This is a genomic window from Limnohabitans sp. (genome assembly GCF_040401135.1).
Classification (GTDB): Bacteria; Pseudomonadota; Gammaproteobacteria; order Burkholderiales; family Burkholderiaceae_C; genus Limnohabitans.
In genome coordinates this window covers 16,854-40,724 of record NZ_JBBAOV010000022.1, presented here as the reverse complement: position 1 = coordinate 40,724, position 23,871 = coordinate 16,854, and the positions used below count along the sequence as shown (strand labels likewise).

Annotated in this window: 16 protein-coding genes and 1 riboswitch; of the genes, 4 read left to right on the top strand and 12 right to left on the bottom strand. The window is 57.0% G+C overall.

Annotated elements, in window-relative coordinates; genetic code table 11:
• Positions 1 to 1,030, bottom strand: a 1,030-nt coding sequence (locus ABWP81_RS07700) for an adenosylhomocysteinase (RefSeq protein WP_353140827.1), incomplete at its 3' end; no start/stop codon positions are given.
• A gap of 98 nt (positions 1,031 to 1,128) precedes the next feature.
• Positions 1,129 to 1,212, bottom strand: a riboswitch (S-adenosyl-L-homocysteine riboswitch).
• Between the two features lie 108 nt (positions 1,213 to 1,320).
• On the opposite strand from ABWP81_RS07700, the gene ABWP81_RS07695 reads away from it, so the two are divergent.
• Positions 1,321 to 2,952, top strand: a complete 1,632-nt coding sequence (locus tag ABWP81_RS07695) for a peptide chain release factor 3 (RefSeq protein ID WP_353140825.1) — start codon at positions 1,321 to 1,323, stop codon at positions 2,950 to 2,952.
• Between the two features lie 106 nt (positions 2,953 to 3,058).
• On the opposite strand, the gene ABWP81_RS07690 is transcribed toward ABWP81_RS07695, so the two are convergent.
• From ABWP81_RS07690 to ABWP81_RS07680, 3 genes are all read right to left on the bottom strand, one after another.
• Positions 3,059 to 8,980, bottom strand: a complete 5,922-nt coding sequence (locus ABWP81_RS07690) for an excinuclease ABC subunit UvrA (protein WP_353140823.1) — start codon at positions 8,978 to 8,980, stop codon at positions 3,059 to 3,061.
• A 128-nt stretch (positions 8,981 to 9,108) separates the two neighbouring features.
• Positions 9,109 to 9,291 carry a hypothetical protein gene (locus tag ABWP81_RS07685; RefSeq protein ID WP_353134367.1) on the bottom strand — a complete coding sequence of 61 codons (183 nt, stop codon included), beginning with the start codon at positions 9,289 to 9,291 and terminating at the stop codon, positions 9,109 to 9,111.
• Between the two features lie 84 nt (positions 9,292 to 9,375).
• Positions 9,376 to 11,043: an MFS transporter gene (locus tag ABWP81_RS07680; protein ID WP_353140821.1), complete on the bottom strand. Its 1,668-nt coding sequence runs from the start codon at positions 11,041 to 11,043 to the stop codon at positions 9,376 to 9,378.
• Positions 11,044 to 11,443: 400 nt separating this feature from the next.
• Between ABWP81_RS07680 and ABWP81_RS07675 the strand changes: the two genes are divergently transcribed.
• Both ABWP81_RS07675 and ABWP81_RS07670 read left to right on the top strand, forming a co-directional pair.
• Positions 11,444 to 11,752, top strand: a complete 309-nt coding sequence (locus ABWP81_RS07675) for a DUF485 domain-containing protein (RefSeq protein ID WP_353134361.1) — start codon at positions 11,444 to 11,446, stop codon at positions 11,750 to 11,752.
• Positions 11,749 to 13,563: a cation acetate symporter gene (locus tag ABWP81_RS07670; protein WP_353134358.1), complete on the top strand. Its 1,815-nt coding sequence runs from the start codon at positions 11,749 to 11,751 to the stop codon at positions 13,561 to 13,563. The genes ABWP81_RS07675 and ABWP81_RS07670 overlap by 4 nt, the downstream gene beginning before the upstream one ends.
• 238 nt (positions 13,564 to 13,801) lie before the next feature.
• On the opposite strand, the gene ABWP81_RS07665 is transcribed toward ABWP81_RS07670, so the two are convergent.
• From ABWP81_RS07665 to ABWP81_RS07630, 8 genes are all read right to left on the bottom strand, one after another.
• Positions 13,802 to 14,458: a 3'-5' exonuclease gene (locus tag ABWP81_RS07665; protein ID WP_353140819.1), complete on the bottom strand. Its 657-nt coding sequence runs from the start codon at positions 14,456 to 14,458 to the stop codon at positions 13,802 to 13,804.
• Entirely contained in the window at positions 14,458 to 16,278 is a 1,821-nt protein-coding gene (locus tag ABWP81_RS07660; protein ID WP_353140817.1) for a DUF294 nucleotidyltransferase-like domain-containing protein, read from the bottom strand. The genes ABWP81_RS07665 and ABWP81_RS07660 overlap by 1 nt, the downstream gene beginning before the upstream one ends.
• A 28-nt stretch (positions 16,279 to 16,306) precedes the next feature.
• Positions 16,307 to 16,939 (bottom strand): 2-hydroxychromene-2-carboxylate isomerase, encoded by a 633-nt coding sequence (locus ABWP81_RS07655; RefSeq protein ID WP_353140815.1) that lies wholly within the window; start codon positions 16,937 to 16,939, stop codon positions 16,307 to 16,309.
• 18 nt (positions 16,940 to 16,957) lie between these two features.
• Complete coding sequence (locus tag ABWP81_RS07650) at positions 16,958 to 17,224, bottom strand: DUF1289 domain-containing protein (protein WP_353134346.1); 267 nt, start codon at positions 17,222 to 17,224, stop codon at positions 16,958 to 16,960.
• A 30-nt stretch (positions 17,225 to 17,254) separates the two neighbouring features.
• The gene (locus ABWP81_RS07645; protein WP_353140813.1) at positions 17,255 to 18,172 is read right to left on the bottom strand and encodes a hydroxymethylglutaryl-CoA lyase; all 918 of its coding nucleotides are present in this window, start codon (positions 18,170 to 18,172) and stop codon (positions 17,255 to 17,257) included.
• Between the two features lie 2 nt (positions 18,173 to 18,174).
• On the bottom strand, positions 18,175 to 20,220 hold the full coding sequence (locus ABWP81_RS07640) for an ATP-binding protein (RefSeq protein WP_353140811.1): 2,046 nt from the start codon (positions 20,218 to 20,220) through the stop codon (positions 18,175 to 18,177).
• A gap of 61 nt (positions 20,221 to 20,281) precedes the next feature.
• Positions 20,282 to 21,079, bottom strand: a complete 798-nt coding sequence (locus ABWP81_RS07635) for an enoyl-CoA hydratase/isomerase family protein (RefSeq protein ID WP_353140809.1) — start codon at positions 21,077 to 21,079, stop codon at positions 20,282 to 20,284.
• A 13-nt stretch (positions 21,080 to 21,092) separates the two neighbouring features.
• Positions 21,093 to 22,712 (bottom strand): carboxyl transferase domain-containing protein, encoded by a 1,620-nt coding sequence (locus ABWP81_RS07630; RefSeq protein ID WP_353140807.1) that lies wholly within the window; start codon positions 22,710 to 22,712, stop codon positions 21,093 to 21,095.
• A gap of 93 nt (positions 22,713 to 22,805) precedes the next feature.
• Between ABWP81_RS07630 and ABWP81_RS07625 the strand changes: the two genes are divergently transcribed.
• Positions 22,806 to 23,864 (top strand): AraC family transcriptional regulator, encoded by a 1,059-nt coding sequence (locus ABWP81_RS07625; protein ID WP_353140806.1) that lies wholly within the window; start codon positions 22,806 to 22,808, stop codon positions 23,862 to 23,864.
• Positions 23,865 to 23,871 lie beyond the last annotated feature (7 nt).

Below are 23,871 nucleotides of genomic sequence, written 5' to 3'. Positions count from 1 at the left end.
TGCAAACGATGGCTTCGTCTTTCATGGCGGCCATGTGTTCGTAGCGGATCACGTTCTTGTTGCCGGTGGCCGACACGAAGATGTCGCACTTGTCAGCCGCGTATTCCATGGTGACCACTTTGTAGCCTTCCATCGCGGCTTGCAGGGCGTTGATCGGGTCGATTTCGGTCACCCACACTTGGGCGCTCAAAGCGCGCAAGGCTTGGGCAGAACCTTTGCCCACGTCGCCGTAACCGGCCACGCAAGCCACTTTGCCAGCGATCATCACGTCGGTGGCGCGCTTGATGGAGTCCACCAAAGATTCGCGGCAGCCGTAGAGGTTGTCAAACTTGCTCTTGGTCACCGAGTCGTTCACGTTGATGGCACGGAACATCAGGCTGCCTTTGGCGGCCATTTCGTTCAAGCGCAACACGCCGGTGGTGGTCTCTTCGGTCACGCCAATGATGTGCGCGCCCTTGCGGCTGTACCAAGTTGCGTCAATGGCCAACTTGTCTTTGATGGCGTTGAACAAACACGTTTCTTCTTCGCTGGTCGGGTTGGCGATCAAAGACGCGTCGGTTTCAGCGCGCTTGCCCAAATGCATCAACAACGTGGCATCGCCGCCGTCGTCCAAAATCATGTTGGGGCCTTCGCCTTCAGCGCCTTTGGCACCGAATTCAAAGATGCGGTGGGTGTAGTCCCAGTACTCTGCCAAGGTTTCGCCTTTGGTGGCAAACACAGGAATGCCAGCATCAGCAATAGCAGCCGCGGCGTGGTCTTGGGTCGAGTAAATGTTGCAAGAAGCCCAGCGCACGTCAGCGCCCAAAGACTTCAAGGTTTCGATCAGCACGGCCGTTTGAATGGTCATGTGCAAAGAACCCGTCACGCGAGCGCCTTTTAAAGGCTGCGCTTTGGCGAATTCTTCGCGAATGGCCATCAAACCGGGCATTTCGGTTTCGGCGACTTTGATTTCTTTGCGGCCCCAAGCGGCCAAAGACATGTCAGCCACGATGTAATCAGCGGCAGCGTTGGTTTTAAGAACAGCGTTCATTTGTGAGACTCCAAAAGTTGGCAGAGCCACTAGCGACGCGCGGTGAGCGTCATCTGGGAGTCCGAAGAAATCTTCGAGGAGCTCACCTCACGTCGACTAGTGGGTGAGCGCGGTTGGCAGTCCGAGCCTCACCTGTGAATCAACCCATTGCGGGCCGACAGGCTGCAGCGCTCCTCGGATAGTCAAGATTTTAAACGAACTTCTAAAAACCCTGCTTCGCCACGGGCCCAGCGCTATGATTCCCGCCTTGTTTTGCCATTTTTCTAGGCAACCCCTTTTATATAGACCCCATGAGCTCCTTTTTGAACGAAGTGCGCCGCCGCCGCACCTTTGCCATCATTTCTCACCCTGATGCGGGTAAAACCACGCTCACCGAAAAGCTGCTGCTGTTTTCAGGCGCGATCCAAATCGCGGGCGCTGTGAAAGGCCGAAAAGCCAGCCGCCACGCCACTTCAGACTGGATGGAGATTGAAAAGCAGCGCGGCATCTCGGTGGCCTCGTCGGTCATGCAGATGCTTTACCGCGACCGCGTGATCAACCTGCTCGACACCCCCGGCCACAAAGACTTCTCGGAAGACACCTACCGTGTGCTCACCGCCGTCGACTCGGCCTTGATGGTGATTGACGCCGCCAACGGTGTGGAGGCGCAAACCCGTCGCTTGATTGAGGTCTGCCGTCAACGCGACACCCCCATCATCACCTTCGTCAACAAAATGGACCGCGAAGTGCGCGACCCCCTCGACATCCTCGACGAAGTTGAACGCGAACTGGGCATGCCCTGCGTGCCCATGACTTGGCCTGTGGGCCAAGGCAAATTGTTCGGCGGCATCATCAACTTGCGAACGCAAGCCATGACCGTGTTTGACTCCGGCAGCGAGCGTTTGCCACAAGACTTTGAAACACACGCGCTCACCGAGCAAGCGTTCCTCGCCGAACGCTTTGGCGCAGAGTGGGTCTCCGCCATGGAAAGCATGGAGCTGGCCACCGGCGCATCCCCCACGTTTGACAAAGAGGCCTTCTTAGCCGGCAAACAAACCCCCGTGTTCTTTGGCTCGGGCGTGAACAACTTTGGCGTGATGGAGGTGCTCGACGCCTTGGTCGACCTCGCTCCCGCGCCGCGCCCCCGCTTGAGCCACTTGGTCGTGAACCACCAAACGGTGGAGAAGACCATTCAGCCCGAAGACGAAGGCTTCGCGGGCGTGGTGTTCAAGGTGCAAGCCAACATGGATGCCAACCACCGCGACCGCATTGCCTTTGTGCGTGTGGCCTCGGGCAAGTTCACCCCCGGCATGAAGCTCAAGGTGCAACGTACCGCCAAAGAGTTGCGCCCCACCAGCGTGGTGACGTTCATGTCACAGCGTCGCGAGGCGGTGGAAGAAGCCTACGCGGGCGACATCATCGGCTTCACCACCCACGGCGGTGTGCAGCTGGGTGACACCATCACTGATGGACCCGCACTGCAATTCACCGGCTTGCCGTTCTTTGCCCCTGAGCTGTTCATGACCGTGATTTTGAAAAACCCATTGCGCACCAAACAACTGCAACAAGGCTTGGACCAGTTGGGTGAAGAAGGCGCGATTCAGGTGTTCAAACCCGAAGCCGGTGGCGCCATGCTGCTGGGTGCCGTGGGCCAGTTGCAGTTTGAAGTGGTGCAACACCGCTTGAAAGCCGAATACGACTGCGATGTGAAGCTAGAGAGCTGCCAGTACACCGGTGCGCGTTGGATCACCGCGGACACACCGACAGAGCTGCGCGAGTTCAACTACGCGTACCCACAGCGCATGGCGTTGGACGCGGCCAACACCTTGGCGTATCTGTGCACCTCGCCTTATGACGTGCGGTTGGCGCAAGAGCGGTTTCCTAAGATTCACTTCCATCCGCTGCGAGAGCATGCGGGGTTGGCGTTGTCTAAGGCTGGCTGATTTTGTAGTGAAGAGAGGCTCAGTGGCATTGCCCTAGGCTCCTCTTCGCTGCGCTCAGAATGTCGCTACGGGCAACACCACTGAGCCTCTCTTCGCGTTGCACGCATCAGGCTCGAGCTAGCACATGCGCCAAAGCCACACCGGTGTGCGTGCCCAAAGCCACCACCGCCTCGGGTGTATCCGCTGCCACGATCAAGCCACCGCCATCGCCCCCCTCTGGGCCGAGGTCAATGATCCAATCGGCTTCGGCCACCACATCGAGGTCGTGCTCAATCACCACCACGCTGTGGCCCCCATCGACCAAGCGGTGCAACACGCGAATGAGCTTGTCCACATCGGCCATGTGCAAACCGACCGTGGGTTCGTCCAACACATACAAGGTGTGCGGCGCTTTGTTGCCACGGCGGGTCACGTCGTCACGCACTTTGCTGAGCTCGGTCACCAGCTTGATGCGCTGTGCCTCTCCGCCGCTGAGCGTGGGTGAGGGCTGACCCAAGGTGAGGTAGCCCAAGCCCACGTCTTTGAGAAGTTGCAACGGATGCGCGATGTTGGGCATGGTGGCAAAGAACGCCACCGCCTCGTCGACCTCCATCTGCAATACATCACCAATGCTTTTTCCGCGCCAGCTGACCGCCAATGTTTCGGGGTTGAAGCGTGCACCGCGACAGGTTTCGCACGGCACTTTCACATCGGGCAAAAAGCTCATCTCAATGGTGCGCAAGCCTTGGCCTTCGCAGGTGTGACAGCGGCCTTCGCCGGTGTTGAAGCTGAAGCGCCCCGCACCATAGCCACGGGCTTTGGCCTCTAAGGTTTCGGCGAAGAGTTTGCGAATCGTGTCCCAAAACCCAATGTACGTTGCGGGGCAGCTGCGCGGCGTTTTGCCAATCGGCGTTTGGTCCACTTCCAACACACGGTCAATGGTTTGATAACCGTCTAAGCCCGTGCAACCCACCCATGCAGGATGCTTACCTTCGTCGTCAAGCTTGCGGCCCGCCTGCGTTGAACGCTGCGCCACAGCTGCGGCTACGTTGTGCAACAACACATCTCGTGCCAACGTGGACTTGCCTGAGCCAGACACACCCGTCACCGCCACCAAACGTTTGAGTGGAACATCCACGCTCACGTCGTTCAAGTTGTGCAGCGAAGCGCCTTCTAACGACAGCCAGTTAAGAACCAACCCCTCGGAGGAGGATGAGGCGTTGCCGGGTGACGATTTTGGCTCGCCGCATGAGGAGCCCGGCAATGCCTCGTCCTCCGCAGCGAGTGAGGTAACAGGCCGACGCGCCTGCAACGGATGCCGCATCGCATGCAACAAATACCGACCCGTTTGCGATTCCGCTTGGTCGGTAATGTCCTTCACAGACCCCTCACCCACCAACCGCCCGCCGCGCTTACCCGCGCTAGGCCCAATGTCGATGATGTGGTCCGCACGGCGAATGGTGTCTTCGTCATGCTCCACCACCACCAAGGTGTTGCCCTTCTCGCTGAGCAAATGCAGGGCGTTCAACAAAATTTGGTTGTCGCGTGCGTGCAAGCCGATGGTGGGCTCGTCCAACACATAACAAACGCCTTGCAAGTTGCTGCCCAACTGCGCCGCCAAGCGAATGCGTTGTGCTTCACCGCCGCTGAGCGTGGGCGCTCCACGGTCAAGCGTGAGGTAGTTCAACCCCACTTGCTCTAAGAACTCCAAACGGCTTTTGATTTCTGGCAACAAATCGCGGGCAATGTCGGCATCGCGGCCCGTCATGGCCAGCTTTTCCACCCACTTGCGAATCTCGGTCACGCTCAAGCGTGCGATGTCGGTGATGCCGACGCCTGCAAACTTCACGGCACGAGCTGTGGCGTTGAGGCGTGTGCCTTCGCAGCTTGGGCAAGCCACGTCTACCAAATCGTCCACATCGGGTTCGGCAAAAGTTTGTTCGCGGCCTTTGTCTTTGTCGTCACGCACCGAATCGTCCAGCACCATGCGCTGGTCTTTGTTGAGCTTCACGCCGGTGCCCACGCAGTCGTTGCACCAGCCGTGTTTGCTGTTATAAGAGAACAAGCGCGGATCCAGCTCGGCATACGAGGTGTCGCACACGGGGCAGGCGCGCTTGGTGGAGTACACATCCAAGCGGCCAATGCTGTTGGTCTCTGTGCCTGCTTCCATGGCTTCGCGCAAACCGTCGAGCTGACTCAACACATGCACCACGCCTTTGCCGTGCTCCAGCGCGGTGGTCAGTGCTTGGCGCAGCGCCACTTCGTTTTGCGCAGAGACCTCTAGGCTGGCGATTGGCAACTCGATGGTGTGTTCTTTGAAACGGTCCAAACGCGGAAAGCCATTGGTGGGCAAAAAGTGGCCATCCACGCGCAAGTGGGTGTAGCCACGTGGGCGCGCCCAATCGGCCAGCTCGGTGTACACGCCTTTGCGGTTCATCACCAGCGGGCTCATCAGCCCAATGTGCTGACCTTTGAATTCGCGCATCAGCTGAGCAGCAATACGCTCTGCGGTTTGCGGCTGCACTGCCGCACCATCGTGAGTGCAATGTTGTGTGCCGAGCTTGACGTACAACAAGCGCAGGAAATGCCACACCTCGGTGGTCGTGCCTACAGTGGACTTGCGACCACCTCGGCTCAAGCGTTGTTCAATGGCCACCGTGGGCGGAATGCCATACACCGCATCCACTTCGGGGCGGCCGGCAGGCTGCACGATGCTGCGGGCGTAGGCGTTGAGACTTTCTAAATACCGTCGCTGTCCTTCGTTGAACAAAATATCAAACGCTAGCGTGGACTTGCCCGAGCCCGACACGCCCGTGATGACGTTGAACTTGCCGCGCGGAATGTTGACGCTCAAACTTTTGAGGTTGTGCTCTTTGGCGTTGATGATTTGAATCGCACCATCGGCCACAGACGCGCCACGCGCAGCCTTGGCAAACCGAGCGGTGTCTTCAGCGGCCAGCAGCCCAGCAGAGGCTTTCTCGCCATCAATCTCATACACCACGCCCATCGACGCGGCGTAGTCGCGCAGGGCTTTGCCCGTGTGCGAGGTGAGGTGCAAACGCACCTCTTCGGGCGTGCCTTCGGCCACCAAGAAACCACCGGCGTCGCCTCCTTCGGGGCCAAGGTCAATCAACCAATCGCTGGCACGAATCACATCCAAGTTGTGTTCGATAACGATGAGCGAGTTGCCGTCTTCCAGCAAGCGGCGCATGGCACGCATGAGCTTGGCGATGTCGTCAAAGTGCAGCCCCGTGGTGGGCTCGTCGAACATGAACAACACGCCCTTTTTGGCGAGCGATTGCCTGCTTGATGTTTTGGCTTTGGCGGCTTCGGCCAAGAAGCCAGCAAGCTTCAGGCGTTGTGCCTCGCCGCCGCTTAAGGTCGGAACCGGCTGGCCGAGCTTCACATAGTCCAAGCCGACGTCGACGATGGGTTGCAGGGCGCGCACCACTTCACGGTCATTGGCAAAAATCTCCAGCGCCTCCCCAACTGTCAACTCAAGCACATCCGCCACGTTGAGCGAAATTCGCGATGGGGCAGTGGGGGTGACGTCGCCGCGACATTCTGAGCGCAGCGAAGAGGAGCAAGACGTTGCACGCGCTGCCCCATTGCGAATTTCGCGTTCGATGCGGACTTCTAGGATTTCTGGACGGTAGCGTTGGCCATTGCAGTCTTGGCAACGCAAATACACGTCGCTCAAGAACTGCATTTCAACGTGCTCAAAGCCTGAACCACCGCAGGTGGGGCAGCGGCCATCGCCGCTGTTGAAGCTGAACTTGGAGGCGGTGTAGCCGCGTTGTTTGGACAAGGGTGCGACAGCAAAAATTTCTCGTACTGCGTCCCATGCGCCCACGTAGCTGGCGGGGTTGGAGCGTGCGGTTTTGCCGATGGGGGACTGGTCCACAAATACCACGTCGCTGAGATAGTCAGCACCCAGCAAACGGTCATGTGCGCCTGGCGTTTCTGTGGCGCGGCCAAAGTGACGCAGCAAGGCGGGCGTGAGCACGTCTTGAATGAGGGTGGATTTGCCCGAGCCGCTGACGCCGGTGATACACACCAAGCGTTGCAAGGGAAACTCGATGCTCAGGTTTTGCAGGTTGTGTTCGCGGGCGCCTTCCAAAATTAGGCGTGGCGTGTTGTCGGTCACCACGCGCTTGAGGCCTAGGCCAATAGTTTTGCGTGCGCCCAAATACGCGCCCGTGAGTGTGTCGGCTGATTTCAAGGCTTCGGTTGTGCCGTCAAACACAATTTGCCCGCCCTTCACACCGGGGCCAGGGCCCATGTCGATGATGCGGTCGGCGCACATCATCACGGCAGGGTCGTGCTCCACCACCACCAAGGTGTTGCCTGCGTTGCGCAAACGCAGCATGGCTTGGTTGATGCGGTTCATGTCGCGCGGATGCAAGCCAATGCTGGGCTCGTCCAACACAAACAAGGTGTTGACCAACGAAGTGCCAAGTGCCGTGGTGAGGTTGATGCGCTGCACCTCGCCGCCGCTGAGCGTGCGGCTTTGTCGGTCCAGCGTGAGGTAACCAATGCCCACGTCGCTGAGGTATTTCAAGCGTGTGCGAATTTCGTCCATCAGCAAATGCAGAGCTTGCGCATCGGCGCCCGCCACATCCACCTGCGTGGCATTAAAAAACTGGTGGAGCTTGTCTATGGGCAAACGCATCAAGTCATGCAGGCACAGGCCAGGCATGACTTCGAGTTGGGCTCGGGTCCATTGCGCCCCATGAGGCATGAAGCGTTTATCGGGTGGCAGCACCACGTCGGCATGTACTTTGGAGCCGATGCGCCACAGCAAGCTGTCGGTCTTCAGGCGTGCGCCAGCGCAAGTGCCGCACGTGGTGTAGCTGCGGTATTTAGACAGCAGCACACGGATGTGCATTTTGTACGACTTGGTTTCTAAGTATTCAAAGAATCGTTTGACGCCGTACCACTGGTGGTTCCATTTGCCCTTCCACAAAGGCGAGCCGTGAATGACCCAGTCCTTGTGCTCTTGGCTCAGCTTGTACCAAGGCGTGTCGCGCGGAATACCTTCGGCTTCGGCGTGACGCATCAGGTCTTCTTGCGTTTCAACCCACGCTGGGGTTTGAATAGTTTTGATCGCGCCAGCACGCAAAGTGAGCTTGTCATTCGGAATCACCAGCCCGTAGTCCACGCCAATCACGCGACCAAACCCTCGGCAGGTTTCGCACGCGCCTACCGCCGAGTTAAAAGAGAACATCGAGGGGATGGGGTCGCTGTAGCGCAAGTCGCTGTCGGGGCAATGCAGCCCGGTAGAGAAGCGCCAGAGTGAAAAACTGGTTTCAGCGCCTGAAGAATGGGGGGCAGCCCCCACGTCTTGCCAATACACATTTAACCGACCACCGCCGCGCTTGATGGCCAGCTCAATCGCTTCCACCACACGGGCTTGTTCGGTGTTACTCAACCTAAAGCGGTCGGCCACCACATCCAGCAATTTGCGTGGCCCTGTGGGCGTGGCCAACTCACGTTCGGCGTGGATGCGGGTAAAGCCGCTTGCGCTCAGCCACTGCTCGATCTCGGCAGACGTGGTGTTGGCTGGCAACTCCACAGGAAAGGTCATGATGAGACGCGGGTCTTGCGGAAGTTCAGCGCAACGGCGTTGCAGTTCGGCATAAATGGTTTGCGGCGTGTCGTGCTGCACAGGTTGTGCGGTTTGCCGGTCGAACAAATGACCCGCGCGCGCGATGAGCAACTTCAAGTGGTCGTTGAGCTCGGTCATCGTGCCCACGGTGGAGCGCGAACTGCGGACGGGATTGCTTTGGTCAATCGCAATCGCGGGTGGCACGCCTTCCACCTTGTCGACGGCGGGGCGGTCCATGCGGTCTAAAAACTGACGGGCATAAGCGCTGAAGGTTTCCACATAGCGGCGCTGGCCTTCGGCGTAGAGGGTGTCAAACACCAAACTTGATTTGCCCGACCCGCTGGGGCCGGTGACCACCGTGAGCTCACCGGTACGAATGTCTAAATCTAAGTTCTTGAGGTTGTGCTGGCGTGCGCCACGGATGCGGATGGTGCCTGTCATGGCGGAGCCTTTGAGAGTGTGGCAAATATTCTAAAGATTCGCACAGGCCCACATGTGTGACGGGTCATTGCCAAAGCAAAACGCCACGGACCAGCCGTGGCGTCTTGACTGCGCAAAGTAACTAAAAATTACTTGGCAGCAGAAGCATCTGCAGATGCGCCAGACGCAGCAATTGAAGCCACTTCAGCAGGTGCATGCACCGCATCAGCACCATGCTTTTCGCCACTCATGTCCAAGCTGTCGCCGCCTTGCATGATCACAAACATGGCCATGGCAGCAAAGACCACAAAGCCGAGAAAAATTTTCAACATATCAAATCTCCGAAATCAGTAAAAAGCCCTCCATCAGGGAGGGCTTCAATGTAGCACCCAGGTCGCCCTAGGTTGCTGACAGGTTTAGTCGTTGGCGTAGATGTCAACGTCTTTGGTTTCGCGAACGAAGATCATGCCGATGACAAAGGTCATACCTGCAATGATGATGGGGTACCACAAGCCGTTGTACATATTGCCGGTCTGCGCCACGATCGCGAAGGCGGTGGTGGGCATCAAGCCGCCGAACCAACCGTTACCGATGTGATAAGGCAGTGACATAGATGTGTAACGGATACGTGTGGGGAACATTTCCACCAACATCGCGGCGATAGGACCGTAAACCATGGTCACCAAAATCACCAAGTAGGTCAAGATGATGACAACAGTAACTTTGTCAAACTTGGCCATGTCGGCTTTGGCAGGATAACCAGCAGCCTTCAAAGCATCAGCCACGGCCTTGCGGAACTCGGCAGACTTAGCCTTGGCTTCATCAGCTGGCAAGCCCTTAGAGCTGTAACCCACGATTTCTGTCTCACCAATTTTGATGGTGGCGGTTGTACCAGCTGCACCAGCCACGTTTTCGTAGCTCACAGAGCTAGAAGCCAACACTTGCTTAGCGATGTCGCATGAGCTGGTGAACTTCAAAGTACCTGTGGGGTTGAACTGGAATGAACACTCGTTGGCATCTGATGTCACAACCACTTTGTTCTTTTGTTGCGCAGCGTACAAGTCTGGGTTAGCAGCCTTGGTCAGTGCTTCGAACACAGGGAAGTAAGTCAGCACGGCCAACAAACAGCCCAACATGATCAAAGGCTTGCGGCCAATCTTGTCGGACAAAGTACCGAAAACCACGAAGAACGGTGTGCCAATAATCAACGAAATCGCGACCATGATGTTGGCAGTTGCGCCGTCCACTTTCAACGCTTGTGTCAAGAAGAACAATGCGTAGAACTGACCCGAATACCACACCACCGCTTGACCTGCGACCAAGCCAAACAAGGCCAAGATAACGATCTTCAGGTTTTTCCATTCACCGAAAGCTTCGGTCAGAGGCGCCTTAGATGTTTTGCCTTCAGCTTTCATTTTCACGAAAGCAGGTGACTCGTTCATCGACAAACGGATGTAGACAGAAATCGCCAACATGATGATGGACACTAGGAACGGCACGCGCCAGCCCCAATCAGCAAAGGCTTCTTCGCCGATCAAGGTACGTGTACCCAGAATCACCATCAACGACAAGAACAAACCCAAAGTTGCGGTGGTTTGAATCCAAGCTGTGTAAGCGCCACGCTGACCCATGGGGGAATGCTCGGCCACGTATGTAGCTGCACCACCATACTCGCCACCCAAAGCCAGACCTTGCAGCAAACGCAAGCAGATCAGGATGACGGGAGCGGCTACACCAATGCTGGCGTAGTTAGGCAAGATACCCACGATGAAGGTGGAAACACCCATGATCAGGATGGTCACCAAGAAGGTGTACTTGCGGCCGATCATGTCGCCCAAGCGGCCGAAAATGATCGCGCCAAAAGGGCGCACGATGAAGCCGGCAGCAAAGGCCAGCAAAGCAAAGATGAACGCAGAGCCTTCATCCAAGCCGCTAAAGAATTGCTTCGCAATAATTGCAGCGAGCGAACCGTAAAGGTAAAAGTCGTACCACTCAAAAACGGTACCCAATGAAGAAGCGAAGATCACTTTCTTCTCTTCACCCGTCATCGGGCGATTAGCTTCAGCGACGTCTAGTGTTGCCATGTGTTTTGTCTCCTTAGACTGTTTTCCCAACACCCTGACATGGGCGCTGTGCGGGGCAACTATCTTGGGGGTTGCTGACTGCTTTCTGACAAAGTCCTCACGCAAAACCCCAACTCAAAAGCGCGGCCATTACAAAACACAGTAGTAACCCTTTGTGTTTTTTTCTGGATACGAAAAACTTTGAGAAAACGCAGTATTTACTGTTCGAAAACAGTCCTAAAAGCTTAAGTGTTTACACCCATGAAATTGGTCTTACTTTTAAAGCGTTTCCCTCTGTAAAAGCCCTTTTTTAACCACAAGGGGCGTAAGGGCTTGGTCAGTACACCTTTCCACAATGACCCGGTCAACGAAGGAACCATCCTTCTTGCGTTTTTTTGATATTCCAAACGGGAGAAAAACAATGAGTGATCCAGTGGTCGACAAGATCCAGAACCACCCGAAATACAAAGAGCTGCGCGCTAAGCGCGGCGGCTTCGGCTGGCTCCTCGCTGTGTTGATGTTAGCCGTGTACTACGGCTACATCGCATTGATTGCATTTAACAAACCTTTCCTCGCACAACCTATCGGTGCAGGCGTTACCTCAGTGGGTATTCCCCTGGGCATGGGCGTGATCGTGTTCACCATCGTGATCACCGGCATCTACGTGAACCGCGCCAACAGCGAGTACGACAAGTTGACCAAGGAAATCTTGGAGGACGCTACAAAATGAAAAAAATCACGACTCTCTTCACTGCACTGCTGGCTTTGGCCGCATGCGGCGCAGCTATGGCTGCCGGTGGCGATGTAGGCGACACAGCCAAGCAAACCACCAACTGGACAGCCATTGGCATGTTCGCCGCGTTTGTGGCAGGCACACTTTGGATCACAAAATGGGCCGCCTCCAAAACCAAATCAGCGGCTGACTTCTACACCGGCGGTGGCGGCATTACAGGCTTCCAAAACGGTTTGGCCATTGCGGGCGACTACATGTCTGCTGCTTCCTTCCTCGGCATTTCCGCGGCTGTAATGGCGTCGGGCTATGACGGCTTGATCTACTCCATCGGCTTTTTGGTCGGCTGGCCTGTGATCACCTTCTTGATGGCCGAGCGTCTGCGTAACTTGGGCAAGTTCACCTTTGCCGACGTGGCAGGCTACCGCTTCAAGCAAGCCCCCATCCGCGCCTTTGCTGCCTCTGGCACTTTGGTAGTGGTGGCGTTCTATCTGATCGCACAGATGGTTGGCGCTGGCCAGCTCATCAAGTTGTTGTTCGGCTTGGAATACTGGATGGCCGTGGTCATCGTGGGCGCGTTGATGATGGTGTACGTGTTGTTCGGCGGCATGACTGCCACGACATGGGTGCAAATTATCAAAGCCTGCTTGTTGCTGTCTGGCGTAACCTTTATGGCCTTTATGGTCTTGGCGCAATTCGGTTTCAGCCCTGAAGCTTTGTTCACGCAAGGCGTGGCCGTGAAAACAGCCATCGCACAAACAGGCAAAGACGCAGCCATGGCTGCCGCCGCTGCCTCAGCAGCGATTGCTGCAACCCCTGAAGCCATTGCCGCAGCCTCCGCTGCTATTGCAAAAGCTGATGCGATTGACCCCTCCAAAGTCGGCTTGTCATTGATGGGCCCAGGCGGCTTCATCAAAGACCCTATCTCTGCCATCTCCTTCGGTATGGCTTTGATGTTTGGTACAGCTGGCTTGCCACACATCCTGATGCGCTTCTTCACGGTGCCTGACGCCAAAGAAGCTCGCAAGTCTGTGTTCTGGGCAACCACATGGATCGGCTACTTCTACGTGTTGATTTTCATCATCGGTTTTGGCGCGATCACCTTGGTCTTGACCAACCCCGAGATGGCTAACATCGCGACCGGCGTTATCCATGGCGGCGCAGGTACGGCCAACATGGCTGCTGTGTTGGTGGCAAAAGCTGTTGGTGGCGACGTGTTCTACGGCTTCATCTCTGCTGTAGCGTTCGCAACCATCTTGGCTGTGGTGGCTGGCTTAACCTTGTCAGGCGCATCGGCTGTGTCACACGACTTGTACGCCACGGTGTTCAAGAAGGGCAACGTTGACAGCGCCTCAGAGCTGCGCGTGTCTCGCATCACCACCTTGGTGCTCGGCGTCGTTGCTGTGGCCTTGGGTATTGCGTTCGAAAAGCAAAACATTGCCTTCATGGTGGCATTGGCCTTCGCGATTGCTGCGTCGGCTAACTTCCCTGTGTTGTTCATGTCTGTGCTGTGGAAAGATTGCACGACTCGTGGCGCCGTCATTGGTGGCTTCTTGGGTCTGATCTCTTCGGTCGCGCTGACCGTGGTGTCGCCTTCTGTGTGGGAAGCCACACTGGGCAACCCCAAAGGTTCAGCTTGGTTCCCTTATGCTTCACCCGCCCTGTTCTCTATGACCATCGGCTTTGTGGGCATTTGGTTGTTCTCCATCTTGGACAACAGCGAACAAGCCAAGAAAGAACGTGCTGCGTTCCCTGCGCAGCAAGTGCGTTCAGAAACTGGCTACGGCGCATCGGGCGCTTCAGGTCACTAAGACCTTGGCCACTGAGTCCTTCGGGGCTCAGTCAACAAAAACCGAGCATTCGTGCTCGGTTTTTTTACGTCTGCCCTTTTTTCTTCGACGGCTTAGGTGTGTGAGTGACACACATCACTTCACTCGCTCACAAGCGAAAGCGAGGTGGGATAGGCAAAAACGGCGCCATTCGTCGCGAAGCGATGTAAGCCGTGTTTGTCTACCCCACCTCGCGAACCAAAGAAGGGAAGTTAAAAACTCAAGAACCCCGCAAATGACGCAACTTAATAAACGCCATCGCCGCCATCACAGCGTCGTTCAACGCATCGTGCGCATCACGCATTGGCAAATCCAGATCAGACATAAGCGTGGCGAATCGCAAATCGATGTTCGGGTTGGTTTGCTGCTCGTAGGGCAACATTTGACGAAACTTATGGTCGTAGTACAAGGCCGACACTTCTATCTTGGGCTGCGGTAAGCCTTGCCCCAAGATGGGCCAAATGGCACGGTTGAGCATGGCCACATCGAACTCTAAAAAGTAGCCCACCAACGGACGACTGCCAATAAAACGCAAGAGCTGCTTCATGGCTTCATCCACAGGCAGGCCTTGCGCCACGTCTTGTTCGCGCAAGCGGTGAATGCGCACACTGTCAGCTGACACCCCGCGTTCAGGGCGCACCAGCACTTCAAAGCGATCGCTGGCCATGATTTTGTTGCCCACAATGCGGACCGCCCCAATCGAGATGATTTCATCTGAGCTCACATTCAACCCCGTGGTTTCGCAGTCCAACGACACCCACTCGTTAGGCGGTGACGTGTCAAACATGAAGCGAAACTCAGGCAGGCCCAAGTGGTAGATGAGCCACTCGCGCCTCAGCGACGAGCACCAACGAGCGGGGGAAATCAGCGACTTCATCAAAGCGTGTCAAGTTTGAAGCGGCTGCGCAGCAAGACTTTGAAGTGCTTGACCACGCCCAACGCATCTTTGAGCAAGTCACGCTCTAGCGTGGTGAGCTTGGCGACATTGACCAAACCCGACACCGCGTGCTGCGTTTCCATTTCGGTCACGCCCGCTTTGAGCTTTAAATCCATTAAGAAATGCAAGGTCTGCGTGAGGTCGGCTCCCAGCGCTGGGGTAATGACGCTTTTAGCCACCAATGCATCGATACGGGCCGTGGTGCTGGTCTCTTGCAAATGTTCCGCCAAGGCCAAGCTGCGCACGCCATGCACCAAGGGAAAAATGCCTTCTTTTTTGAGGTGCAAACCTTTTTGGCCGTCTAGCCCCAACAAACGGTTCCACCATCCTTGGCTGTTACCAAAGGCGTCGATGGACGCAGCAAAACGCGCCAGCATGGCGTCGTTGTCGGTGGCCAAACGCATCAGTGCTTGCTGGGCATACTGCAGCAAATGCGCATCGCCACACACGGGGTGGGCGTCTAAGAAGATGGCCAAGTTCATCAGACTGTCGGCATCGGGCATGAGCAACCACTGCTGCACCATTTGCCCAAAGTCATAGGAGGTCTTGCGCCACAACGGGTTATTCACCATGATGTGGCCCGGACATTCGGGATAACCAAATGCCGTCAAGGCATTCGAAAAGTCTTGGCAAATGGCTTCGAAGTTGTGAGGTGGCGTGTAGCCATCGCGCAAGATGAGGCCATTGTCTTGGTCGGTTTTAAGCAGCTGCTCACCTCGCCCTTCGCTGCCCATCACAAACAAGCAACTGTTGGCGACCAAGTCTGCGGGCGCGATGAGTTGCCACGCGCGTTCAAACAAACGCGCGTTCAAGTCTTGCACCAAGCGAGCAATCAAGCTCACGCGTGTGCCGCTGCGGTGCAGCGTGGTCACCATGCGGGTAATTTGGGTCGCGGCTTGCGCCAAACCATTGATATCGGTGGCAGCCTCCACCTGCACCGTGATGAGATGCGAGTGGTTAGACAAAAAACTAAATAAGTCCAAGGCTTCGAGCACGCCCACCACTTGAGCGCCGTCTATGACCACCAAGCGGTGCACCCGGTGGCGCTGCAACAAGGCCAAGGCATCGCCCACTTGATCCGCCGGCTTGACCAAGATGAGTTGAAAATTGGCAAGATCACCCACCTTTTGCTGATCCAGCGGAGCGCCGTTCAAAATGGCGCGCTGCAAAGTGGAGGCAGTAAACATGCCCAAACGCTCAGGCCGGGCTGTGCGGTCACGGACCAACACACACTTGGTGCGCTGCTCTTGCATGACCTTGACCACTGACACCACATCGGCATCCATGTCCACAAAATGCGCTTGACGGACGAAGGCTTCGTCCACTCGCGAGAGCGTGAGCGACTGCAGCTCATGCTGACTTTGGCGCTGCGACAACGCGTTGAGCTTGTTGCTCAAGTCCGAGAACAACAAGGCGCCAAAAGTGGCGTTGCTGGCGATCAGATCGGTGACCGTCTGACGTGCCAGTTGGTAGCACACCACTTCCTCTTGCGCCACAAAACGGTTGCTGGTTTTGCCTGCCACCAATCCACGTCCGTCAAAGGTGTCGTCAGGGCCGTAGGTGGTGATCACCTCATCGCCCTCGTACTGCGTGACAAAGCCTTTGATGATGACAAACAAGTGTGTAGGGGCGGTGCCCACATCGAGGATGGATGCGCCCTCAGGGTAGTACGCCACGTCAACGCTGTCGCGCACAAGTCGTTGCTCGTCGGTTGTTAGGCAGTCAAACGGGGAGGCGGAAAAATGAAAAGCGTTAGGCATATGGCATTGAAAATAGCAACGAGGCTATTCAACGCTTCACGCCTTGCTGAATGCTTGCAGCCATGTTCCATGCAGAGTCAAACCATTGATCTCCGTCAAGATAGGCACGCAACATGGGTAAGGCATCTAAACCCCAAAAGACTTTGTCGTCCACACAGAAGCTAGGCACGCCAAACACACCGCGCGCAATCGCTTCTTCGGTGTTGGTTTTGAGCTGATCTTTCACATCCGATGCGTCCACCAAGCGTTGGGGCGCCAGCTGTTGCGCGAGGGCTTGCAAACGCGCAACGTCATCGGCTGCGGCACCACCCTGCCATACATGTTTGAAGATGGTTTCGCACACCAAGCGATTCGGCTCACCCTCATCACTGCAGGCCACAGCCAAACGTAGCAAAGCCAGCGGGTTGAACGGGTGTGATTGCGGCATGTCTAACGGCACGCCCAGTTGCTTGGCTTGCCAAAGCACTTGGCGATACGTCCACTCACGTTTGCCTGCAATTTCAGCAGGTCCTAACTGGCCGTGGTGTTTGAGCATTGCCGCAAACAACACAGGCTTGTAAACCATGCGGTGGCTCACACCCATCAGGCTTTTGGGCAGCGCCTGAAATGCAAGATAGGCATAGGGCGAAATGAAATCGAGGTGGCAAACGATGGTTTTCATGGCCGATTCTCTCAGCAATCAAGCCTGCAGTTTGGCTTGCAGGCGCTGTTGAATCAAACGCCACATGTCGCGCTTAGCCTCTGGGGGGCAATGGCCCCAGCCAGTGATTTCGTCGAGGGTGCGAAAACACCCTTCGCACAAGCCCGTCTGATCGGACATGCGACACACGGAGATACAGGGCGAAAGCGGTGTTTCTTCTTTTTTCAGCTCGCGCGCAGCCGTCTGCTGCAAACGCAGCTCATCGGGCGAAAGTCGAGCTTTCAAAGAGAGAAGACGATCAAACATAGAGACGAATTGTCAACGAACAGCGCCAGCTTAAGTCGCACGCTTGTTCAAGACCGCGCGTGACACGAGGGAATTGGGTTTGCGGCCTAAGGCCTCGCTAATAAACACGCCCGCGTCGATCAACTTATCAAGGTCAATGCCTGTGTCAATACCCATGCCGTGCATCAGGTAGACCACGTCTTCAGTGGCCACGTTGCCCGTGGCGCCTTTGGCATAAGGACAGCCGCCCAGGCCTGCCACCGACGACTGAAAGTTCCACACGCCCATTTGCAAGGCGGCCAAGGTGTTGGCCAGGGCTTGGCCGTAGGTGTCGTGAAAATGGCCGCACACATCGTTGAGCGCATAGTGTTTGAGCGTGGCCTCCATGGCGGCTTGCACCTTGCGCGGCGTACCCACGCCAATGGTGTCGGCTACGTCCACGCGCTGAATGCCGATGCTTTTCATCAAGCCCGCCAAGTAGCCCACGCGCTCGGGCGCAACATCGCCTTCATACGGGCAGCCCACGGTGCAGCTCATCGCACCGCGCACCGCAATGCCTGCTTCACGCGCGGCTTTGACCACGGGCGCGAATCGCGCAATGCTTTCTTCGATCGAGCAGTTGATGTTCTTTTGGCTAAATGCTTCGCTGGCCGCTGCAAACACCACGATTTCGTCGGGCTTGCTTTTGAGCGCAGCTTCAAAGCCTTGCAGGTTAGGCGTCAGCACCGAGTAGCTCACACCCGGCTGGCGGTGGATACCCGCCATGACCTCGGCGTTATCGGCCATTTGCGGCACCCATTTGGGCGATACAAAACTGGTGACTTCAATTTCTTTCAAACCAGCCGCTTGTAAGCGGTGCACCAGCTCCACCTTGACAGCGGCGGGCACTGGTTGTTTTTCGTTTTGCAGGCCGTCGCGCGGGCCCACATCAATCAAACGCACACGATGTGGCAAAGACGATTTCAACATGGTCACACTTTCAATTTCAAAAGCTCTTCGCCTTCGGCCACTTGGTCACCGGGCGCATAGAGCAGTTCTAGCACTTCACCATCCGCGGGGGCGGCAAGGGTGTGCTCCATTTTCATCGCTTCCATGACCGCCAAGGGCTGACCGGCCTTGACTTTGTCACCTACGGCAACTGCAAACGACACCACCTTACCGGGCATAGGCGCCGTCAAGCGGCCGCCTACCTCTTGCACCTCGCCTGCGTGGTCGAGCGCATTGACCACGGTGATGCGGGTGGCGCCTTGCGGTGCAAACACATGGGCCACGTCTTGGTGTCCATCGTTGTGGTGAAACACTTGCACGCGGGCGTGCTGGCCTGCGAAGCTGATGTGCAACGCATCACCGCCCTCGCGGTAGGCCAAGGCACCTGCCACTTCGCCATCCGCATCGGCGACACACAGTTGCAAACTGCCATCGTGCGCATAGGTCAACACGGCGGCGTGCGCATCGCCATGAAACACAAAACTAAAGTTGCGCGTGGCCACGCCATAGACGCGCCAGCCGTCGCGGCTGCTGAAGGGGTCGTTGCCTTTCAAGGCCGTCTCTCGGTGCAGTGTGTTGGCCACCACCGATGCTGCGGTCAGCACCAAACCCAATGGCTCTTGCGCAAACAAAGCTTTTTCTTCGCGCTGAATCAGCGCAGTGTCGAGCTTGGCCGTGGCGAATGAATCGGTGCGGATGATGTGTCGCAAGAACTGCACATTGGTGGTCAAGCCGACGATGCGCGTTTGCGAGAGGGCTTCATCCAAACGCGCCAGCGCTTGCGCGCGCGTGTCGCCGTGCACGATGAGCTTGGCCACCATGGAGTCGTAAAACGGGCTGATGCTGTCGCCCTCACGAACGCCGTCGTCGATGCGCACTTTGGCGCCCGTGCCGCTGACGCTCGAAATTTCAAAGCTGCTGCAAGCTGGCTTTCGATACACAACCAAAGTGCCTGTCGCAGGCAAAAAGTTGTTGTCGGGGTTCTCGGCGCAGATGCGCGCTTCAATGGCATGGCCGTGAATCCGTAAATCACTTTGCTGCAACGGCAGCGGTTCGCCGCTGGCCACGCGCAACTGCCACTCCACCAAGTCGAGGCCGGTGATGGCTTCGGTCACGGGGTGTTCCACCTGCAAGCGCGTATTCATCTCCATGAAGAAAAACTTCATGGACTCAGGGCTGTCATAGCCCGTTTGCTCGACGATGAATTCCACCGTGCCTGCACCTACATAGTTCACGGCTTTGGCGGCGGCCACAGCGGCTTCGCCCATTTGTTTGCGCAAGGCTTCGGTCATGCCGGGCGCGGGCGCTTCTTCCAACACTTTTTGGTGGCGGCGCTGCACCGAGCAATCGCGCTCAAACAAATAAACGCAGTTGCCATGGGTATCGCCAAACACTTGAATTTCAATGTGGCGTGGGCGTTGCACGTATTTCTCAATCAACACCGCGTCGTCGCCAAAGCTGTTGATGGCTTCGCGTTTGCAGCTGGCCAATGCATCAGCAAACTCGGCACTGCTGTTGACCACACGCATGCCTTTGCCGCCACCACCCGCACTGGCTTTGATGAGCGCGGGGTAGCCAATGAGGTCAGCTTCGCGCTGCAACAAAACGGGGTCTTGATCGGCACCGTGGTAGCCGGGCACCAGAGGCACGCCTGCTTTTTCCATCAATTGTTTGGACGCCGCTTTGAGGCCCATTGCTTGAATGGCCGACGCGGGCGGTCCAATGAAAACCAAGCCTGCGGCTGCACAGGCTTTGGCAAATTCTTCGTTCTCACTCAAAAAGCCGTAGCCTGGATGCACCGCTTGCGCGCCTGTGTCCTTGGCTGCTTGCAAGATGAGATCCCAACGCAAGTAGCTGTCTTTGGGTGCGCTGCCGCCAATGTGCACCGCTTCGTCGCACACCTGCACATGTTTGGCTTGCGCGTCTGCATCTGAATACACGGCCACGGTTTTTAGCCCCAAGCGTTTTGCTGTGGCTGCAACTCGGCAAGCGATTTCGCCACGGTTGGCGATGAGGATTTTTTTAAACATGACAGTGTGTCTTTCTAAATTCAAGGCGAAGCATGTAATTGCGAAGGTCAAGCGGCGTAGGTCACTTCAAAAGCCAGTTGGGTTTGCGCTTTTGCAAGAACGACTGCACGCCCTCTTTGCCTTCAGCACTCACGCGAATATCGGCAATGCACGCCACGGTGTGCGCCACCAAGGCGTCGTCTATCTCTCGCTCAGCCACGTCTTGCACCAAACGTTTGCAGGCGCGTACCGCGCTCGGGCTGGCCGCTACCAAGGCTAGCACCAGCTCGGCCACTTTGGCATCTAAGGCATCAGCGGCGACAACTTCGTGCACCAAGCCAATGCGATGCGCCTCGGCCGCGCTGAAACGCTCAGCCGTTAACAAGTAGCGATGCGACGCGCGTGCGCCCATGGCGCGGATGACGTAGGGGCTGATGGTGGCGGGAATCAGTCCGAGCTTGACCTCGCTCAAGCAATAGGTGGCGGTGTCCACGCTCACGGCCATGTCGCACGCAGCGACCAAACCCACGCCACCGGCAAACACATCGCCCTGCACGCGAGCGATGGTGGGCTTGGGGCATTCATAAATCGCACGCAACATGGCGGCGAGTTGGCCTGCGTCGGCCAAGTTTTCGCTGCGCGTGAAGTCGGCCATGCGGCGCATCCAGTTCAGGTCAGCACCTGCGCAAAATGCGGGGCCTTTTGCGGCCAACACCACGCAGCGCACATCGGCGGCAAGGCCAGCCTCGATGAAAGCTGTTTTCAATTCGGCAATTACTTCGTCATTGAAGGCGTTGCGCACATCGGGGCGGCAAAGCGTGATGGTGCGCACAGCGCCGTGGTGGGTGATGGTCAGCGCGGAGTTTGAAGCTGCGTTCATTTGTAAATCTCCATCACATGCGGAACAAACCAAACTTGGTATCGGGGATGGGCGCATTCAACGACGCACTCAAACCCAAAGCCAACACGCGGCGTGTGTCTGCGGGGTCAATCAAACCGTCGTCCCACAGTCGGGCGGTGGCGAAATAGGGGTGACCTTGCTCTTCGTACTGTTGGCGAATCGGGTCTTTGAAGGCTTGCTCTTCTTCGGCGCTCCACTGGCCGCCTTTGCCCTCAATGCCGTCGCGCTTGACCGTGGCCAACACGCTAGCCGCTTGTTCGCCGCCCATCACCGAGATGCGCGCATTCGGCCACATCCACAAAAATCTGGGGCTAAAAGCCCGACCGCACATGCCGTAGTTGCCCGCCCCAAAACTGCCGCCAATGATGACTGTAAACTTCGGGACGGCGGCCGTGGCCACGGCGGTGACCATCTTCGCGCCGTTGCGTGCAATGCCTTCGTTCTCGTACTTGCGGCCCACCATGAAGCCGGTGATGTTTTGCAAAAACACGAGCGGGATTTTGCGTTGGCAACACAGCTCGATGAAGTGCGTGCCCTTCAATGCGGACTCGCTGAACAAAATGCCGTTGTTGGCAATGATGCCCACAGGCATGCCTTCGATGCGCGCAAAGCCGCACACCAGCGTGGTGCCAAAGCGGGCTTTGAATTCATCGAACTCTGACGCATCCACGATGCGCGCAATGATTTCGCGCACATCAAACGGTTTGCGCGTGTCGGTCGGGATGACGCCATACAACTCGTGCGCGTCGTAATGGGGGGCGACCGGTGTGTGCGTGGCGATGTTGGGCTGTTTTTGAGAGTTGAGATTCTTCACGCTTTGACGCGCCAACGCCAGCGCATGCACGTCGTTTTGCGCCAAGTGGTCGGCCACACCCGAGAGGCGCGTGTGTACATCGCCACCGCCCAAGTCTTCGGCCGTCACCACTTCGCCAGTGGCCGCTTTCACCAAAGGTGGACCGCCCAAGAAAATAGTGCCTTGATTTTTGACGATGATGGTTTCGTCACTCATGGCCGGCACATACGCACCGCCGGCGGTGCAACTCCCCATCACCACCGCGATTTGTGCGAGGCCTTGCGCGCTCATGTTGGCTTGGTTAAAGAAGATGCGGCCAAAGTGGTCACGGTCCGGGAACACCTCGTCTTGGTTGGGCAAGTTGGCCCCGCCCGAGTCGACCAAGTAAATACATGGCAAGTTGTTTTGCTGTGCGATTTCTTGGGCACGCAAATGCTTTTTCACGGTGAGGGGGTAATACGTGCCGCCTTTCACCGTGGCGTCATTGCACACAATCATGCAGTCCACACCGCTGACGCGACCAATGCCCACGATCAAGCCTGCACACGGGGCGTCGTTGTTGTACATGTTGAGTGCGGCGAGTGGGGCCACTTCTAAAAACGGCGTGCCTGGGTCGAGCAACATTTGCACACGGTCACGGGGCAAGAGCTTGCCGCGCGCGACGTGTTTTGCGCGCGCTGCCCTGCTTGATTCTGTAGCGCCACCGACAGCGATTTTTTCCAGGCGGGCCTTCAGGTCATCCACCACGGTGCGCATGGCGGTTGCGTTGGCCACGAAATCAGCAGAGCGTGGGTTGAGTTGGGTGTGCAAAACGGTCATGGGGCTGTCCTTCTGTAGGGTCTGAGCTTAGGCCCTTTAGCGCATACAGGTGCGCCACATGGGTTGCAAATCCTGCCACAATTATGAAATCTTATGCTACCCGACCAAACGACCCCACCGACCTCCCTGTTGCATGGCCGCACAGAGACGCCGATTGCGTTTATACAAGCCATCGCCGCCGCCTATGCGCAACGAGGTTTGCGTATGGACGTAGCCCTGTCAAAGGCACAAATCGAGCCAAAACTTCTAAAGAAAAACACCTCCCGTGTGACCGCCATGCAGATGGAGCTGATCTCGGGCATTGCCATGCAAGAGCTGGACGACGAAGGCCTAGGCTGGTTCAGTCGCCGCTTGCCGTGGGGCAGTTACGGCATGTTGGTGCGCGCCTCGCTCACCTCACCTACGCTGGGTGTGGCTCTGAATCGTTGGTGCAGACACCACGGCTTGTTGACCGGTGACATTCGTCTGAGCTTGACCGAGCGCAACGGCATCGCCACCTTGCAGTTAGACGAGATGAAAGACCTAGGCGTCTTTCGAGAGTTCTGCTTGGTATCGGTGCTGCGCAACGCCTTGGGCGTCGCGTGCTGGCTGACCGATTCACGCATTCCGCTAATGGCAACACACTTGCGCTTTGCTCCGCCCGCGCACTGCGACAGCTACCGCGTGTTGTTTGATGGCCCGACCACCTTTGAGGCCAGCGAAAACGCCTTGCAATTTGACGCCGGCTACCTCGACCTACCCGTACGCCGAGACGAAGCGGCACTGCAGCAGATGCTGCAACGCGCCCTGCTACTGACCGTGCGCCCCTATCGGCGCGACCGCTTGTTGGTCGAAAAGGTGCGACAAACCTTGGCCCAGCACCCCGAACACAGCCGAAATGCAGATGACTTGGCCGCATGGCTCAACATGTCGGTCCGAACGCTGCACCGCCAACTTCAAGAAGAAGGCGCGAGCCTGCAACAACTCAAAGACAGCGTGCGAGAACAACGCGCACGCGTGCTGCTACTGCGCACCACAAAGCCCCTGAAGCAAATTGCCACCGAGGTGGGTTTTTCTAACGAGAAAAGTTTTATGCGGGCGTTTAAGAGTTGGACGGGCAAAGCGCCCGAGTCCTTCAGACAAAGCGCCGGCACGCGTGCAAACGCACCTTAACAATCGT